Source organism: Pseudomonas sp. SJZ077, assembly GCF_007993905.1.
In the GTDB taxonomy this organism is placed as follows: Bacteria; Pseudomonadota; Gammaproteobacteria; order Pseudomonadales; family Pseudomonadaceae; genus Aquipseudomonas; species Aquipseudomonas mandelii.
Window position 1 is genome coordinate 282085 of the sequence record NZ_VIUJ01000002.1, and the last position, 16475, is coordinate 298559.

15 protein-coding genes are annotated in these 16475 nt (G+C 60.0%); 7 read left to right on the forward strand and 8 right to left on the reverse strand.

The genetic code is table 11. The features are described from left to right. Positions 1-7: 7 nt before the first annotated feature. From FBY01_RS05025 to FBY01_RS05040, 4 genes are all read right to left on the reverse strand, one after another. Positions 8-2008: an acyltransferase family protein gene (locus tag FBY01_RS05025; protein ID WP_145306615.1), complete on the reverse strand. Its 2001-nt coding sequence runs from the start codon at positions 2006-2008 to the stop codon at positions 8-10. 144 nt (positions 2009-2152) lie between these two features. After that, a complete protein-coding gene (rho, locus tag FBY01_RS05030) occupies positions 2153-3412 on the reverse strand; it encodes a transcription termination factor Rho (RefSeq protein WP_007942421.1) in 1260 nt (419 codons plus the stop codon). A 248-nt stretch (positions 3413-3660) separates the two neighbouring features. Continuing rightward, positions 3661-3990 carry a thioredoxin TrxA gene (gene trxA, locus FBY01_RS05035; protein ID WP_008150340.1) on the reverse strand — a complete coding sequence of 110 codons (330 nt, stop codon included), beginning with the start codon at positions 3988-3990 and terminating at the stop codon, positions 3661-3663. A 120-nt stretch (positions 3991-4110) separates the two neighbouring features. Continuing rightward, entirely contained in the window at positions 4111-4818 is a 708-nt protein-coding gene (locus FBY01_RS05040; protein ID WP_010465028.1) for a FadR/GntR family transcriptional regulator, read from the reverse strand. A 257-nt stretch (positions 4819-5075) separates the two neighbouring features. On the opposite strand from FBY01_RS05040, the gene FBY01_RS05045 reads away from it, so the two are divergent. The 5 genes from FBY01_RS05045 (at position 5076) to ppx (ending at position 9668) form a co-directional block, all read left to right on the forward strand. Further along, entirely contained in the window at positions 5076-5861 is a 786-nt protein-coding gene (locus FBY01_RS05045; RefSeq protein WP_145306613.1) for a transporter substrate-binding domain-containing protein, read from the forward strand. Positions 5862-5882: 21 nt separating this feature from the next. Further along, positions 5883-6551, forward strand: coding sequence for an amino acid ABC transporter permease (locus FBY01_RS05050; protein ID WP_145306611.1), 669 nt, complete (start codon positions 5883-5885; stop codon positions 6549-6551). Further along, positions 6548-7198, forward strand: a complete 651-nt coding sequence (locus tag FBY01_RS05055) for an amino acid ABC transporter permease (protein WP_010465035.1) — start codon at positions 6548-6550, stop codon at positions 7196-7198. Before FBY01_RS05050 ends, FBY01_RS05055 begins: the two co-directional genes overlap by 4 nt. After that, positions 7185-7922 (forward strand): amino acid ABC transporter ATP-binding protein, encoded by a 738-nt coding sequence (locus FBY01_RS05060; protein WP_010465037.1) that lies wholly within the window; start codon positions 7185-7187, stop codon positions 7920-7922. The genes FBY01_RS05055 and FBY01_RS05060 overlap by 14 nt, the downstream gene beginning before the upstream one ends. A 243-nt stretch (positions 7923-8165) precedes the next feature. Then, positions 8166-9668, forward strand: a complete 1503-nt coding sequence (ppx, locus tag FBY01_RS05065; protein WP_010465038.1) for an exopolyphosphatase — start codon at positions 8166-8168, stop codon at positions 9666-9668. A 195-nt stretch (positions 9669-9863) separates the two neighbouring features. Here the strand turns inward: ppx and ppk1 are convergent, their stop codons facing one another. Together ppk1 and hemB are read right to left on the reverse strand one after the other, a co-directional pair. Then, complete coding sequence (gene ppk1, locus FBY01_RS05070; RefSeq protein ID WP_010465040.1) at positions 9864-12086, reverse strand: polyphosphate kinase 1; 2223 nt, start codon at positions 12084-12086, stop codon at positions 9864-9866. A gap of 18 nt (positions 12087-12104) precedes the next feature. Next, on the reverse strand, positions 12105-13118 hold the full coding sequence (gene hemB / locus FBY01_RS05075; protein ID WP_010465043.1) for a porphobilinogen synthase: 1014 nt from the start codon (positions 13116-13118) through the stop codon (positions 12105-12107). A gap of 206 nt (positions 13119-13324) precedes the next feature. Between hemB and FBY01_RS05080 the strand changes: the two genes are divergently transcribed. Beyond that, a complete protein-coding gene (locus FBY01_RS05080) occupies positions 13325-13948 on the forward strand; it encodes a DedA family protein (protein WP_077747159.1) in 624 nt (207 codons plus the stop codon). On the opposite strand, the gene FBY01_RS05085 is transcribed toward FBY01_RS05080, so the two are convergent. Then, positions 13929-15164 carry a sterol desaturase family protein gene (locus tag FBY01_RS05085; protein ID WP_145306609.1) on the reverse strand — a complete coding sequence of 412 codons (1236 nt, stop codon included), beginning with the start codon at positions 15162-15164 and terminating at the stop codon, positions 13929-13931. The two genes, FBY01_RS05080 and FBY01_RS05085, sit on opposite strands and share 20 nt — an antisense overlap. 116 nt (positions 15165-15280) lie before the next feature. On the opposite strand from FBY01_RS05085, the gene elbB reads away from it, so the two are divergent. Next, positions 15281-15949: an isoprenoid biosynthesis glyoxalase ElbB gene (gene elbB, locus FBY01_RS05090; protein WP_010465049.1), complete on the forward strand. Its 669-nt coding sequence runs from the start codon at positions 15281-15283 to the stop codon at positions 15947-15949. Positions 15950-16005: 56 nt separating this feature from the next. Here the strand turns inward: elbB and FBY01_RS05095 are convergent, their stop codons facing one another. Then, a complete protein-coding gene (locus tag FBY01_RS05095) occupies positions 16006-16461 on the reverse strand; it encodes a YaiI/YqxD family protein (protein WP_010465051.1) in 456 nt (151 codons plus the stop codon). Positions 16462-16475: the final 14 nt, after the last annotated feature.

The following is a 16475-nucleotide window of genomic DNA, read 5'->3' on the forward strand; positions in this document are numbered from 1 at the left end:
TCGCTGCTTACTTGGCCGCATTTGCGTTGCCATTGCCCAGTGTCGTGCGGGCTTGCAAGCGCTTGAACAGCGGCTCAAGCACCGGCGCGATAAAGCGCGCACCGACTTCCGACAGGTGATTGTCGTCGGTATACAGCGAATGACCGTCGAGTTCGGCGCGGCACAGGCCCGCGTGATCGCACAGCAATGGCGCCGGATCAACCACGGTCACGCCGGGGTTCGCCGCCGCTATCTGCGCGAACAGTTGACTGATGAACGCCTGGCGCTTGAAGTGCTCAGCCACTGCTAAACCGACGTCATCGGTCGGACGATGCAGCATGGCCAGGCGGCTGAGGCGGTAAGGCGGGCTGAAGGGTTGCAACGGCGCTTCCTTGATCAGCCAGACGCGATGCCCGCCATTGCGCAATTGCCGGATGGTCGCCTGCAACCCTTCCGCCAGTTGCTGCTCGGCATTGGCCCTTTCGTAACGACCATGGGCATCTTTCAGTGCATGCCCGAGATCGCCTTTCGCATCACCATAGAGATACAGGCTCCAGCGCGCGACAAGGACCACATCGCCCACCGACTGCGGCTTCAACTCCTGCTCGACCCGGCGATTGAAACGGGCGCACCGTTGATCGTGCTCAAGCCCTTCCACCGGGAGGCAGCCCGTGGAGCTGGCGAGAATCACGCTGACGCCATGCTTCTGCGCCCCCTCATCGAATACCGGAATCAGCGCGGTGGCGTGACTGTCGCCCCAGACCAGCACCCGTGACGACAACGCCGGCGCCCCGTAGTGACAGAAGAGCTTGTCGTCAGGGGTTTTGTCGTCGGCCAAACAGCGCATCAGTTCCGGACGCCATTCCTTCGCCTTGGCGTACTGCAACGCTTGATCGGACAGGCGCGAAGGCAAGCCATGGGTCCAGCGCAACGTTTGCCCGGCCAGCCCCAGCACCAGTACACCGACGCCCGCCGCCAGCAGCATCTGCCGACGCCCCGCCAGCAGCCGTCGTTCACGGAACGGCGTCTCGACAAATTTCCACGACAAGTAGCCCAGCACCAGGGTGAGCAGAATCAAGCCGGCAATATCAAACGGGCCGGGCTCCTCGACACTGGCGTAACTGGCGAAGACAAACACCGGCCAATGCCACAGGTACCAGGAATAGGAAATCAGCCCGACGCCGACCAGTACGCGACTGGCCAGCAGCCCACCCACCAGGGTCTGCCGGTGTCCATTGGCCCAGATCAGTGCAACCACGCCCAGGGTCGGCAACAACGCCGCGACACCGGGAAATGGCGTGCTTTTGTCGTAACCCACTATCGCCAGCAGAATCAACCCGAACCCGGCCAGGCTGACCACTTGAGCCCCGGCGGTGGTCAGGCGCCATTGGCTTCTGGGCGCCACGGCCAGCATGGCGCCGGCCAACAACTCCCAGGCGCGCATCGGCAACAGGAAAAACGCTTTCTCAGGGTGATGCGCAACGGCCCAGACACTGAGCCCGAAAGACACCAGCAATACGGCGAACAGCGCCAGACGCCAGGCTTTCAGGCGACTCGACAACAGCGTCAGCAACAGCGGGAAAACGATATAGAACTGCTCTTCAACCGCCAGCGACCAGGTATGCAGCAACGGCTTGAGGTCGGAAGCAACGTCAAAGTAGCCGTCCTGACGCATGAACAGGATGTTGGAGACAAACATCACCTGGTAACGCACCGAGCGCCCCAGTTCTTCATAGTCCTTGGGCGCTAACAGAAACCAGCCCACCGCCAGCACGGCAATGATCATGGCAAACAGCGCGGGGAGGATTCGCCGGGCACGGCGGGCCCAGAAGTCGACAAAGCTGAAACGCCCGGCCTGACGCTGGTTCCAGATGATCGAGGTGATCAGGTAGCCGGAAATCACAAAGAAGATGTCCACGCCGACGAACCCGCCGGTAAACCCTGGAACGCCAAAATGGAACAGCACCACGGCAATCACGGCGATTGCGCGTAAACCGTCGATATCCCTTCGATAAGCAAGCGTGCTCATAAACAGTAAGGCCAGTCAGTTGATTGTTTTTACGATCGTTTTTTTGTTTTCTAACTGACCGGAGTTAATCACAAACCTCCCATTTTTCTGGCAAAAAAAATGGCGCCCCGAAGGACGCCATTTTAAGCGGATGTAAAAACCGCCTTACTTACGCTTCATCGACAAGAAGAACTCGTCGTTGGTCTTGGTCGTTTTCAGCTTGTCGACCAGGAACTCGATGGCCGCAATTTCGTCCATCGGGTGCAGCAGCTTGCGCAGAATCCACATGCGCTGCAACTCGTCGTCGGCCGTCAGCAACTCTTCGCGGCGGGTGCCGGAACGGTTGATATTGATGGCCGGGAAGACGCGTTTTTCAGCGATACGACGGTCCAGAGGCAGTTCCATGTTGCCGGTGCCTTTGAATTCTTCGTAGATCACTTCGTCCATCTTCGAGCCGGTTTCAACCAGCGCGGTGGCGATGATGGTCAGCGAACCGCCTTCCTCGATGTTCCGCGCGGCGCCGAAGAAACGTTTCGGTTTCTCCAGTGCGTGGGCATCGACACCACCGGTGAGTACTTTGCCGGAGCTCGGGATCACGGTGTTGTAGGCACGAGCCAGACGGGTGATGGAATCGAGCAGGATCACCACGTCTTTCTTGTGTTCGACCAGGCGCTTGGCCTTCTCGATCACCATTTCTGCAACCTGCACGTGGCGGGTTGGCGGCTCATCGAACGTCGAGGCAACCACTTCGCCGCGCACGGTGCGCTGCATTTCGGTCACTTCTTCCGGACGTTCATCGATCAGCAATACGATCAGGTGAACTTCAGGGTTGTTACGGGCGATGTTGGCGGCGATGTTCTGCAGCATGATCGTTTTACCGGCTTTCGGCGGTGCAACGATCAGACCGCGCTGGCCTTTGCCGATCGGGGCGCACAGGTCGATGACACGACCGGTCAAGTCTTCGGTGGAACCGTTGCCGGCTTCCATCTTCATGCGCACGGTCGGGAACAGCGGGGTCAGGTTCTCGAAGAGAATCTTGTTTTTCGCGTTCTCGGGACGATCGTAGTTGATCGTGTCGACCTTGAGCAGCGCGAAATAACGCTCGCCTTCCTTCGGAGGGCGGATCTTGCCAACGATGGTGTCACCGGTGCGCAAGTTGAAGCGACGGATCTGGCTCGGCGAGACGTAGATATCGTCTGGGCCGGCGAGATAGGAAGCGTCAGCGGAGCGCAGGAAGCCGAAGCCGTCCTGGAGAATCTCCAGCACGCCATCACCGGAGATTTCCTCGCCGCTTTTCGCGTGCTTTTTGAGCAGGGAGAAAATCACGTCCTGCTTGCGCGAACGGGCCATATTTTCTATGCCCATCTGTTCGGCCAATTCGAGCAGTTCGGTAATCGGCTTTTGCTTGAGTTCAGTCAGATTCATATAGGAATGACGTAATCATTTATGGAGGGGGGGAAATTAAGCTTTTGGCTTAATGAGGCCGCGCCGCAGAGAAGGCGACAGGATCGCGTACTTATTCGAAAAGGAGTGCGTCGGCGACGGCTAGCAGGGGGCAATGGAGAAACCAGTGCGGGGCCGAATGTACCACCTGAGTTTCGGAGCGTCTAGCCCTCAATAACGAAAAGGCCCCGCAATATGCGGGGCCTTTTCCTGACGCTTTATAACAACGCTTAAATGTTGGCGTCGAGGAAGGCCGCCAGTTGCGACTTCGACAGTGCGCCGACCTTGGTCGCTTCAACGTTGCCGTTCTTGAACAGCATCAGAGTCGGGATACCACGCACGCCATGCTTGGCCGGGGTTTCCTGGTTCTCGTCGATGTTCAGCTTGGCAACGGTCAGTTTGCCTTTGTAGGTTTCAGCAATTTCGTCCAGGACAGGAGCGATCATTTTGCAAGGGCCGCACCATTCAGCCCAGTAGTCGACCAGTACAGCGCCTTCGGCCTTGAGGACGTCGACGTCGAAGCTAGCGTCGGTGACGTGTTTGATAAGATCGCTGCTCATGGAAGTCTCCAGGTTGTAAGCAAAAAAACGTGGCCCATCATAGCCGCCCTTCCCTCGTTCAGGAAGGTGCAGTTGATTGAGTCTCGCTATGGTGGCGCATGACTTTGGGTATAGCTCAAGTCACGGGGTGGCGGGAGCGACGAAGGCAATTCCGGTACGCAGGGCTGCATTGCGTACATGTTCCTGCATGGCTTTCTGCGCCGCGCCGGACGAACGCCGGGCTAGCGCACGGAGGATTTTGCGGTGTTCCTGCCAGGTTTCCATGGCGCGTTCGGCCCGGATGAACGGTAGCTTCTGGCTCTCCAGAAAGATGTCGGCGCTGGCCGTGAGGATGCTCAGCATCGCCTGATTACCGCTGGCCAGCAGGATGCGTCGGTGAAAATCGAAATCCAGTCGTGCCGCCGCCTCGAAGTCGCCTGCCTTCAATTCGTTGCGCATGGCGGCCACGTTGTCTTCCAGCGTATCGAGCTCGTGAGTGCTCAGGGTCACCGCAGCCAAACCGGCGGCAAAACCTTCCAGGGCATAACGCAACTGGAAAATATCCAACGGCGACGCCTGCGCTGCGAAGGGCCAGCTCAGTGCCGCATCGCCGCGCGGCAAATCCACCGGCGACTGCACGAATACGCCCTTGCCCGGCTGGATGCTGATCACGCCCAACGCACTCAACGACGACAGCGCCTCACGCAGGGACGCCCGACTCACCCCCAATTGCACCGCCAGATCTCGCTGCGAAGGCAAGGCATCGCCCGGCGCGAAACCCTGTTCGGTGATCAGTTTACGGATGGCTTGCAGCGCCACTTCAGGTACGGCTCTGGAAATCGAATTCATGGTTTTTTCAGACGAACCAGGACAATGAGCGGCTAGTTGTAAAGCTATTCGCAGCCCTCGGCAAGTCGTGCCCCATGGGGGTTCGGCACGTTTCACGGATGCGCCATGAGGGTGCGAAACGCCTATCCACTGTTCAGACCAGTAAGACCGAAAGAATCCAGTAAAACCGTGGCCTGCGGCCCCCAAATCCGCTTCTTGGCATGGCCCGTGCTCTGTCGATCCGCAGAATTCATTCCTCGTCGATTCGGAGATTCGCCATGACCCTGCGTTACAGCGCCCTTCTCACTGCCCTGTTTGCCAGCCTGATGTTGAGCCAGGCACCCGCTCACGCCGACGGCCTGGAGGATGTAGTCAAACGCGGCGTCCTCAAGGTCGCCGTGCCTCAGGACTTTCCGCCGTTCGGCTCGGTCGGCCCGGACATGAAACCCCGAGGCCTCGACATCGACACCGCCAAACTGCTGGCCGAGCAACTCAAGGTCAAACTTGAACTGACCCCGGTCAACAGCACCAACCGCATTCCATTCCTGACCACCGGCAAGGTCGACCTGGTGATCTCCAGCCTGGGCAAGAACCCCGAGCGCGAGAAAGTCATCGACTTCTCCAGCGCCTATGCGCCGTTCTATCTCGCCGTGTTCGGTCCGCCAGATGCCGACATCAAAGACCTGGACGACCTCAAGGGTAAAACCGTCAGCGTCACCCGGGGCGCCATCGAAGACATCGAACTGACCAAAGTCGCTCCCGAAGGTGTGACCATCAAACGCTTCGAAGACAACAACTCGACCATTGCCGCCTACATCGCCGGGCAAGTCGACCTCATCGCCAGCGGCAACGTGGTGATGGTCGCGATCAGCGAGAAGAACCCTAAACGCATTCCAGCGTTGAAAGTGAAGCTCAAGGACTCGCCGGTCTATGTCGGCGTGAACAAGAACGAGCCGGCGCTGTTGGGCAAGGTCAATCAGATCCTCGCCACCGCCAAAACCGACGGCGCACTGGAGAAAAACTCCCAGACCTGGCTGAAAGAGCCATTGCCGGCCGACCTCTGATCGTCGCTCGGGAGATTTGATATGGCCTATCAGTTCGACTTTCTGCCGGTGGTGCAAAACACCGATCTGCTACTGCGCGGCGCCTTGTTCACCCTTGAACTGACGGCCATCGGCGCGGTGCTGGGTGTGGGGTTTGGCATCGTCGGGGCGCTGGTGCGGGCGTGGAACATTCGCCCGTTCTCGGGGATCTTCGGGGTCTACGTCGAGTTGATCCGCAATACGCCGTTTCTGGTGCAGCTGTTTTTCATTTTCTTCGGCTTGCCGTCGCTGGGAGTACAGATTTCCGAATGGCAGGCGGCGGTGCTGGCGATGGTGATCAACCTCGGTGCCTATTCGACCGAAATCATTCGCGCCGGTATCCAGGCGATCCCCCGAGGACAGCTGGAAGCCGCTGCGGCCTTGGCGATGAGTCGATTCGAAGCGTTCCGCCACGTGGTGCTGCTGCCAGCGCTGGGCAAGGTCTGGCCGGCCCTGAGCAGCCAGATCATCATCGTCATGCTCGGCTCGGCGGTCTGTTCGCAAATCGCCACCGAAGAATTGAGCTTTGCCGCCAACTTCATTCAGTCGCGCAACTTCCGCGCCTTTGAAACCTATGCCCTGACCACGCTGCTGTACCTGTGCATGGCGCTGCTGATCCGCCAACTGCTGAACTGGATCGGCCGTCGCTACATATCAAGGAGCAGCCAATGAGCGATTTCACCTTCTGGGACGTCGTGCGCAACCTGCTCACCGGCCTGCAGTGGACCCTGGCGTTATCGCTGGTGGCGTTTATCGGCGGCGGGCTGATCGGCTTGCTGATCATGGTCATGCGCATCTCGAAAAAGCCTCTGCCGCGTAACATTGCCCGCACTTACATCGAGCTGTTCCAGGGTACGCCGCTGTTGATGCAGCTGTTTCTGGTGTTTTTCGGCGTGGCGCTGGCCGGTGTGGAGATTTCGCCGTGGATGGCGGCGGCGCTCGCCCTGACGCTGTTTACCAGCGCCTATCTGGCGGAGATCTGGCGCGGCTGCGTCGATTCGATTCCCAATGGTCAGTGGGAAGCCTCGTCAAGCCTGGCGCTCAACCCGCTGGAGCAACTGCGCTACGTGATTCTGCCGCAAGCGCTGCGGATCGCCGTGGCACCCACCGTGGGCTTCTCGGTGCAAGTGGTCAAAGGCACCGCCGTGACCTCGATCATCGGTTTCACCGAACTGACCAAGACCGGCGGCATGCTCGCCAACGCGACATTCGAACCCTTCATGGTCTACGGCCTCGTCGCCCTCGGCTACTTCCTGCTTTGCTACCCCTTGTCCCTCAGTGCGCGCTACCTGGAAAGGAGACTGCATGCCTCTGCTTAGAATTTCCGCCCTGCATAAATATTACGGCGACCACCATGTGCTCAAGGGCATCGACCTGAGCGTCGAGGAAGGCCAGGTGGTGGCGATCATCGGCCGCAGCGGCTCGGGCAAATCCACCTTGCTGCGCACCCTCAACGGCCTGGAGTCGATCAACGACGGCGTAATTGAGGTCGACGGCGAATACCTCGATGCCGCTCGCGCCGATTTGCGCACCTTGCGGCAGAAAGTCGGGATGGTGTTCCAGCAGTTCAACCTGTTCCCGCACCTGACCGTGGGCGAGAACGTGATGCTCGCGCCGCAAGTGGTGCAAAAAGTGCCGAAGGCCAAAGCGGTCGAGCTGGCGCGGGAGATGCTGGAGCGGGTCGGGCTGGGCGAGAAGTTTGATGCCTTCCCGGACCGGCTGTCGGGCGGGCAGCAGCAGCGCGTAGCGATTGCCCGGGCGTTGGCAATGTCTCCCAAAGTCTTGCTGTGCGACGAAATCACGTCAGCGCTGGACCCGGAATTGGTCAATGAAGTGCTGAGCGTGGTCCGGCAACTGGCCAAGGAAGGCATGACACTGATCATGGTCACCCATGAAATGCGCTTTGCCCGGGAGGTGGGGGATAAGTTGGTGTTCATGCATCAGGGCAAGGTGCATGAGGTGGGGGATCCGAAGATTCTGTTTGCGAACCCGCAGACGGCGGAGCTGGCGAACTTCATCGGCACAGTTGAAGCAGCAGGCTAACCCTTTTGTGGCGAGGGAGCTTGCTCCCGCTGGGCTGCGCAGCGGCCCTAAAAATTATCACCTCGTTTTCACTGGATCGCATGTGCAGGTTTTGCGACTGCTGCGCAGTCGAGCGGGAGCAAGCTCCCTCGCCACAGGAACTCATGCCGTCCGTGCTCTGGATCAAGGCTTTGAACGCTGCGCGTTGGCGGCAGCGTTTGATCGTGGCAGGATGTCGAGGTTATCGACCGAGACCCCATGACCATGCCGCAATCCCAAGCCAAGAATCTGTCCCTGATCGCCGCAATCGACCTGGGCTCCAACAGCTTTCACATGGTCGTGGCCAAGGCCCAGAACGGCGAAATCCGTATTCTCGAGCGCCTCGGGGAGAAAGTTCAGCTGGCCGCCGGCATCGACGAAGAGCGTCAGCTCAACGAAGAATCCATGCAGCGCGGGCTCGATTGCCTGAAGCGTTTTGCCCAACTGATCAACGGTATGCCGCCCGGTGCCGTGCGGATCGTCGGCACCAACGCCCTGCGTGAAGCCCGCAACCGCGGTGAATTCATCCGCCGCGCCGAAGAAATCCTCGGCCACTCGGTGGAAGTCATCTCCGGCCGTGAAGAGGCCCGCCTGATCTACCTCGGCGTGTCCCACACCCTCGCCGACACCCCGGGCAAACGCCTGGTGGCCGACATTGGCGGCGGCAGTACCGAATTCATTATCGGCCAGCGCTTCGAACCGCTGCTGCGCGAAAGCCTGCAGATGGGCTGCGTCAGTTATACCCAGCGTTATTTCAAGGATGGCAAGATCACCCCGGCCCGCTACGCCCAGGCGTACACCGCAGCGCGGCTGGAGATCATGAGCATCGAGCACGCGCTGCATCGCCTGACCTGGGATGAAGCCATCGGCTCCTCGGGCACCATCCGCGCCATTGGCCTGGCGCTGAAGGCGGGCGGTCATGGCACGGGCGAGGTCAACGCCGAAGGCCTGGCCTGGCTCAAGCGCAAACTGATGAAGCTGGGCGATGTCGAGAAAATCGACTTCGAAGGCATCAAGCCTGACCGCCGCGCGATTTTCCCCGCCGGCCTGGCGATTCTCGAAGCGATCTTCGACGCCCTAGAACTGCAACGCATGGACCACTGTGAAGGCGCCCTGCGCGAAGGCGTGCTCTATGACCTGCTGGGCCGTCATCATCATGAAGACGTGCGTGAGCGCACGCTCAGCTCGCTGATGGAGCGTTATCACGTCGATCTGGAACAAGCGGCGCGGGTCGAGCGCAAAGCCCTGCATGCCTTCGATCAGGTGGCCAAGGATTGGGAACTGGATGACGGCGTCTGGCGCGAACTGCTCGGCTGGGCGGCCAAGGTCCATGAAGTGGGCCTGGACATCGCTCACTATCAATACCACAAGCACGGCGCCTACCTGATCGAGCACTCGGACCTGGCCGGGTTCTCCCGTGAAGACCAACTGATGCTCGCGTTGTTGGTGCGCGGTCACCGACGCAACATTCCCCGGGACCGGTTTGCCGATTTCGGCGAGGACGGGATCAAGCTGATTCGTCTGTGCGTGCTGCTGCGCTTTGCGATCCTGTTCCATCACATCCGTGGCACCCAGGAAATGCCGCAGGTCGTCTTGCACGCCAAACGCGACAGCCTCGATGTGTTGTTCCCTGAAAACTGGCTGGACGAAAACCAACTGACCCAGGCCGACTTCGCCCTTGAGGCTGAATGGCTGACGCGGGTCAGCTTCACGCTGAACGTGCGCTAAAAACCGCAGCGAACACATTCCCTGTGGCGAGGGAGCTTGCTCCCGCTGGGGTGCGAAGCGCCCCCGTCTATCCCTGAAAAGAAGGGGACTGCTACGCAATCCAGCGGGAGCAAGCTCCCTCGCCACAGGTAGGAAGCTGAAACCAAAAAGGGCGATCCATGTGGATCGCCCTTTTTTTGCCCAACCGAATCTGCGTCAGCGAACGGCGAGAATCGGGCTGCCCAGCCGCTCCAGCAAGGTCGCCTGCGCGCTGCGCGGGTTCTGGTTGCCGGTCGGCGTGTTGCGGATGTAGCGACCGTCCGCCTGCAGGCTCCAGCTGTGGGTGTTGTCGGTCAGATAAAGCTCCAGCTCTTTCTTGACCCTCATGATCAGCTTCTTGCCCTCGACCGGGAAGCAAGTCTCTACGCGCTTGTCGAGGTTGCGCTCCATCCAGTCGGCGCTGGACAGGAACATCTGCTCTTCACCGCCATTGAGGAAGTAGAACACCCGGGTGTGTTCCAGGAAACGCCCGATGATCGAGCGCACATGGATGTTGTGCGACACCCCGGCGATACCCGGACGCAGGCAGCACATGCCGCGCACCACCAGATCGATACGCACCCCGGACTGACTGGCCTTGTACAGCGCGCGGATGATCTTCGGATCGGTCAGCGAGTTGAATTTGGCGATGATGTGCGCCGGTTTGCCATCGAGGGCGAACTGGGTTTCCCGGGCAATCATGTCGAGCATGCCCTTCTTCAACGTGAATGGCGCGTGCAGCAGCTTCTTCATGCGCAGGGTTTTCCCCATGCCGATGAGCTGGCTGAACAGTTTGCCGACGTCTTCGCACAAGGCGTCGTCCGAGGTCAGCAAGCTGTAGTCGGTGTACAGACGGGCGTTGGCCGCATGGTAGTTGCCGGTACCCAAGTGGGCGTAACGCACGATCTCGCCGGCTTCGCGACGCAGAATCAGCATCATCTTGGCGTGGGTCTTGAAGCCCACCACGCCGTAAATCACCACCGCACCGGCCGCTTGCAGACGGCTGGCCAGTTGCAGGTTGGACTCTTCGTCGAAGCGCGCACGCAACTCGATCACCGCGGTGACTTCCTTGCCGTTACGCGCGGCATCCACCAGCGCATCGACGATTTCCGAGTTGGCGCCGGAGCGGTACAGAGTCTGGCGGACCGCCAATACATGCGGGTCCTTCGCGGCCTGGCGCAGCAGGTCGACCACGGGAGTAAAGGACTCGAACGGGTGCAGCAGCAGGATGTCCTGCTTGCTGATCACGCTGAAGATGTTCTCGCTGTTCTGCAGCAGTTTCGGGATCTGCGGGGTGAACGGCGTGTATTGCAGCGCTCGCTGACTGTCCAGGCCGGTGATGCTGAACAGGCGGGTCAGGTTGACCGGACCGTTGACCTGATACAGCTCGGTCTCGTGCAGGTTGAATTGCTTGAGCAAGTAGTCGGACAGGTGTTTCGGGCACGTGTCGGCCACTTCCAGGCGCACCGCGTCACCGTAGCGACGGGAGAACAGCTCGCCGCGCAGGGCGCGGGCCAGGTCTTCCACGTCTTCGGTATCGACCGCGAGGTCAGCGTTTCGGGTCAGGCGGAACTGGTAGCAGCCCTTGACCTTCATGCCCTGGAACAGGTCATCGGCGTGCGCGTGGATCATCGACGACAGGAACACATAGTTGTCGCCCGAGCCGCCCACTTCTTCCGGCAACTTGATCACGCGCGGCAGCAATCGTGGCGCGGGGATGATCGCCAGACCGGAATCGCGACCGAAGGCGTCGATGCCTTCGAGCTCGACGATGAAGTTCAGGCTTTTGTTCACCAGCAACGGGAACGGGTGCGTCGGGTCGAGGCCGATCGGGGTGATGATCGGCGCGATCTCGTCGCGGAAATAGCGGCGCACCCAGGTCTTGATCTTGGTGGTCCAGTGACGCCGACGGATGAAGCGGACCTGATGTTTTTCCAGTTCCGGCAACAAAATGTCATTGAGGATCGCGTACTGACGGTCGACGTGACCGTGTACCAGCTCGCTGATGCGGGCCAGGGCCTGATGCGGTTGCAGACCATCGGCACCGGCCTGCTCACGGGCGAAGGTGATCTGCTTCTTCAGGCCAGCCACGCGAATCTCGAAGAACTCGTCCAGGTTGCTGGAGAAGATCAGCAGGAACTTCAGCCGCTCCAGCAACGGGTAGGACTCATCCAGCGCCTGTTCCAGCACGCGGATGTTGAACTGCAGTTGCGAGAGCTCGCGATGGATATACAGGCTGCTGTCATCCAGACCGGGAATCGCAATCGCTGGCGCCGCTGTTGCGGTTTCGGTCACCGCCGCGGGTGGAGCGGGTTCCAGCTCCGGCGGCGTCTCGGCGATTTGCTCGACCACGGGTTGAGCTTCTTTTACGGCAACTTCAGTGAGTCCTTCGGTATTCATGGAATGTTCCTGGGAGGGCTATTTCTGCTCTCGTAACAATTGAGCGGCGCGCACGGCAAAGTAAGTCAGGATGCCATCAGCTCCTGCACGTTTGAAAGCGGTCAGGGATTCGAGGATAACCCCTTCGCTCAACCAGCCATTCTGGATGGCCGCCATGTGCATGGCGTATTCACCGCTGACCTGATAAACAAAGGTCGGCACTTTAAATTCTTCTTTGACCCGGTAAAGGATGTCCAGATACGGCATGCCTGGCTTGACCATGACCATGTCCGCGCCTTCTGACAAGTCCGCCGCCACTTCGTGCAGGGCTTCGTTGCTGTTGGCCGGGTCCATCTGATAGGAGGCCTTGTTGGCCTTGCCCAGGTTCAGCGCCGAACCTACCGCATCGCGGAACGGGCCGTAATAGGCGCTCGCGTACTTGGCAGAGTAAGCCATGATCCGCACGTTGACGTGATCGGCCAGCTCCAGCGCTTCGCGGATGGCCTGGATGCGACCGTCCATCATGTCCGACGGGGCCACTACCTGTGCGCCGGCCTCGGCGTGGGATAGCGCCTGCTTGACCAGGGCATCGACGGTAATGTCGTTCTGCACGTAGCCCTCTTCGTCGAGAATGCCGTCCTGGCCGTGGGTGGTGAACGGGTCCAGAGCGACGTCAGTGATCACACCCAGTTCCGGGAACTGCGCACGCAAGGCGCGGGTGGCGCGTTGGGCGATGCCGTTAGGGTTCCAGGCTTCGGCGGCGTCCAGGGACTTGAGCTCCGGGGGCGTGACCGGGAACAACGCCACTGCCGGAATCCCCAGTTCGACCCACTTGGCCGCCTCTTCGAGCAACAGATCGATGGTCAGACGCTCAACCCCCGGCATCGACGCGACTGCTTCGCGACGGTTTTCACCGTCCAGCACGAACACCGGCAGGATCAGATCGTCGACGGTCAGAACGTTTTCACGGACCAGTCGACGCGAAAAATCATCACGGCGATTGCGACGCAGGCGGGTTGCAGGAAACAAACGGTTGGCGGGGGTAAAGCTCACGGCAGACTCCTGAGCCCGCTGGCGTGCGAGCGTGACAGTTATAAGCGGCCATTATGACCGTGGTATTACAGTTATGTGCACCCCTGCGGCAGGTAGTCGCATTCCATTGTCCTTGTAGGAAATGTTCACGTCGAGACACATTTGGACACTTTCATGAATGTGCACGAAGGGTTAGGCTGCGCGTTCATTTCGCCAGCATCCAGACAATGCTCCAACAATTTCTTCAGGAATTCGGCTACTTCGCCCTCTTTCTCGGCACGTTCTTCGAAGGCGAAACCATTCTGGTGCTCGCAGGCTTCCTCGCGTTCCGCGGATACATGGACATCAAGATCGTCACGATCGTGGCGTTCTGTGGCAGTTATGCCGGCGATCAGCTGTGGTATTTCCTCGGGCGAAAACACGGTCGCAAATTGCTGGCGCGCAAACCACGCTGGCAACTGATGGGTGACCGGGCGCTGGAACATATCCGCAAACACCCGGACATCTGGGTGCTGAGTTTCCGCTTCGTCTATGGATTGCGCACGGTCATGCCGGTGGCGATCGGCCTGTCGGGATATCCGCCGGGGCGTTATCTGCTGCTCAACGGGATTGGTGCTGCGATCTGGGCGACCGCACTGGCCGCAGCGGCGTATCACTTCGGCGCGGTGCTTGAGGGCATGCTGGGCAGCGTCAAGAAGTACGAGCTGTGGGTGCTTGGTGCCCTGCTGGTACTGGGCCTGGGCTTGTGGCTGCGCCGGCGTTTCAAGAATGCCCGTCTGGCGAAGAAGATCTACGCCGACGAGCAAGCCGAGCTGGCCAAGGCCGCCGAGACTAAGACGCCAACCGAGTGAAGCGGTCCCTGCAACAGTAGAGACCGATGCCGCTGAGCAGGCTGTAGCTGAACAGGCCGATCCAGCCCACCGCGCTGGCCGGCCACAGCCCAACTACCGGCGCCAGCCACACCAGCGGCACATTCGATGCCAGGCGCAACAGCTCCAGTTTCAACGCCTGCGGGCGATTCTCCAGGGCCATGCCCAACGTAAACAAGCCGAACGCCACTGCGCCCCAGCCCAACACCAGCGCGGCAGTCGGCAAACGTGGCTCAAGGTTCATCAAATAGCTGCCCAGCGCGATGTAAACGCAGAACTGCAACGCCACATACACCTGCTGACGCCCGTCCAGCGGCACATCGAATTTGCGGAACTGACTCAGGTCCGGTTTGTTCATCGGGTACTTGGCCGCCACATCCGCCGGCCGCCAGCCGGTGCGCATGAACCAGATCCGCAGCTTGTCCCACGTGCTTTCAGCCCGTCGCGCGTCATCCCAAAGCTGTGCGTAAAACTGCACGTTCGCCCACAACGGATTCCAGCTTGCCAACGGCGTGGTCACGCCGAAAATCACCGGCTCGTTGTCGTCCTCTTCCTGGAACGAGCCAAATAGACGGTCCCAAATAATGAACACCCCGCCGTAGTTGCGATCCATGTAGAGAGCGTTCTGTGCATGGTGAGCCCGATGATTGGACGGCGTGACAAAGAACCACTCGAACCAGCCGAGCTTGGGAATGTGTTTGGTATGCACCCAGAACTGATAGAGCAAGTTGAGCGCGGCAACGCTGATGAACACCAGCAACGGCACGCCGAGCACCGCCATCGGCAGGTAGAAAATCCAGCTCAGCAGAAAGCCGGTACTGGTCTGGCGCAGGGCCGTGGAGAGGTTGTAGTCCTCACTCTGGTGATGCACCGAGTGCGCGGCCCAGAGGATGTTGCGCTCATGGCCCATACGGTGCAGCCAGTAGTAGCAGAAGTCATAGAGGACGAAGGCAAACACCCAGACCCAGACGCTGTCGGCCGACAGTTCGAACAGCGCCAGGTGCTTGAGGGCAAACGCATAGGTCACCAGGCCGACGCCTTTGGTCAACAGGCCGGTAGTGGTCGACAACACCCCGGTGCTGATGCTGTTGATCGCGTCCGCCAGCCGATAATTGCTCAACCCGCGCCAGCGGTCCGCCAGCAGCTCGACGGCAATCAGCACAAAGAAAAACGGCACCGCATACAGAATGAAGTCCATTGACGCGCCCTGATCGGAATCTTGAGGACAGATGCTAGGTGTAGCCGCGAATTAACCCTATGGCAACGAGTGACAAATTAGTGGACATTTAACGCCATGAATCTGGAGAAAAACCCATGAGCAAAAAAATTGCAGTGATCCTTTCCGGCTGTGGCGTGTACGACGGCGCCGAGATCCACGAAAGCGTGATTACCTTGCTGCGCCTGGACCAGCGTGGCGCCGAGGTGCAGTGCTTTGCCCCCAATATCTCGCAATTGCATGTGATCAATCACCTGACCGGCGACGAAATGCCCGAGTCACGCAACGTGCTGGTGGAATCGGCGCGGATCGCCCGGGGCAACATCAAGGACATTCGTGAGGCCAGCGTCGAAGACTTCGACGCGCTGATCGTGCCGGGTGGGTTTGGCGCGGCCAAGAACCTGTCGAACTTCGCCATCGAAGGCGCCGGTTGCACCGTCCAACCGGACGTCCTGGCGCTGACCGAAGCGTTTGCCGAAGCGGGCAAACCGGTTGGGTTGATGTGCATTTCGCCGGCGCTGGCGGCGAAAATCTATGGGCCGGGCGTGACTTGCACCATTGGCAGCGACGCCGATACCGCTGCCGCCATGAACAAGATGGGCGCCACTCACCAGGATTGCGCAGTGAGCGACATCGTCGAAGACAAGGCGCGCAAACTGGTCTGCACCCCGGCTTATATGCTGGCCCAGAGCATCAGCGAAGCCGCCTCGGGGATCAACAAACTGGTCGACCGTGTCCTCGAACTGACCCACGAAAACGACGTTTAACGCGGTCAAATTGTGGGAGTGAGCCTGCTCGCGCCCACCTTTGATTTGAGTAAGGCTCAGGCTTTACGGGTCAGCCGAGTGAGTATCCGGTCAAGCGCATTGGCGAACGCCTGCTTCTCGCGCTCACCAAACGGCGCCGGCCCGCCACTCATCTGGCCTTGTTCACGCAGATCGGTGAACAGGTTACGCACTGCCAACCGATCGCCCATGTTCTGCGCATCGAATTCCTTGCCCCGTGGGTCCAGCGCTGAAACGCCGTTTTTCACCAGCCGATCGGCCAGCGGCACATCGCTGCAAATCACCAGCTCTCCTGGCACCGCGTGTTCCACCAGATAGTCATCGGCGGCATCCGGGCCGCTGGGCACCACGATCAGCTTCACCAGAGCCAGGCCAGGTTTGATCTGTGGCTGCCCCGCCACCAGCACCACTTCGAACTGGCGCTTGAGAGCGAACTTCACCACCAGATCCTTCGCCGCCCGTGGGCAGGCGTCGGCATCGATCCATACGCGCATTGTGTTTCCCTCCG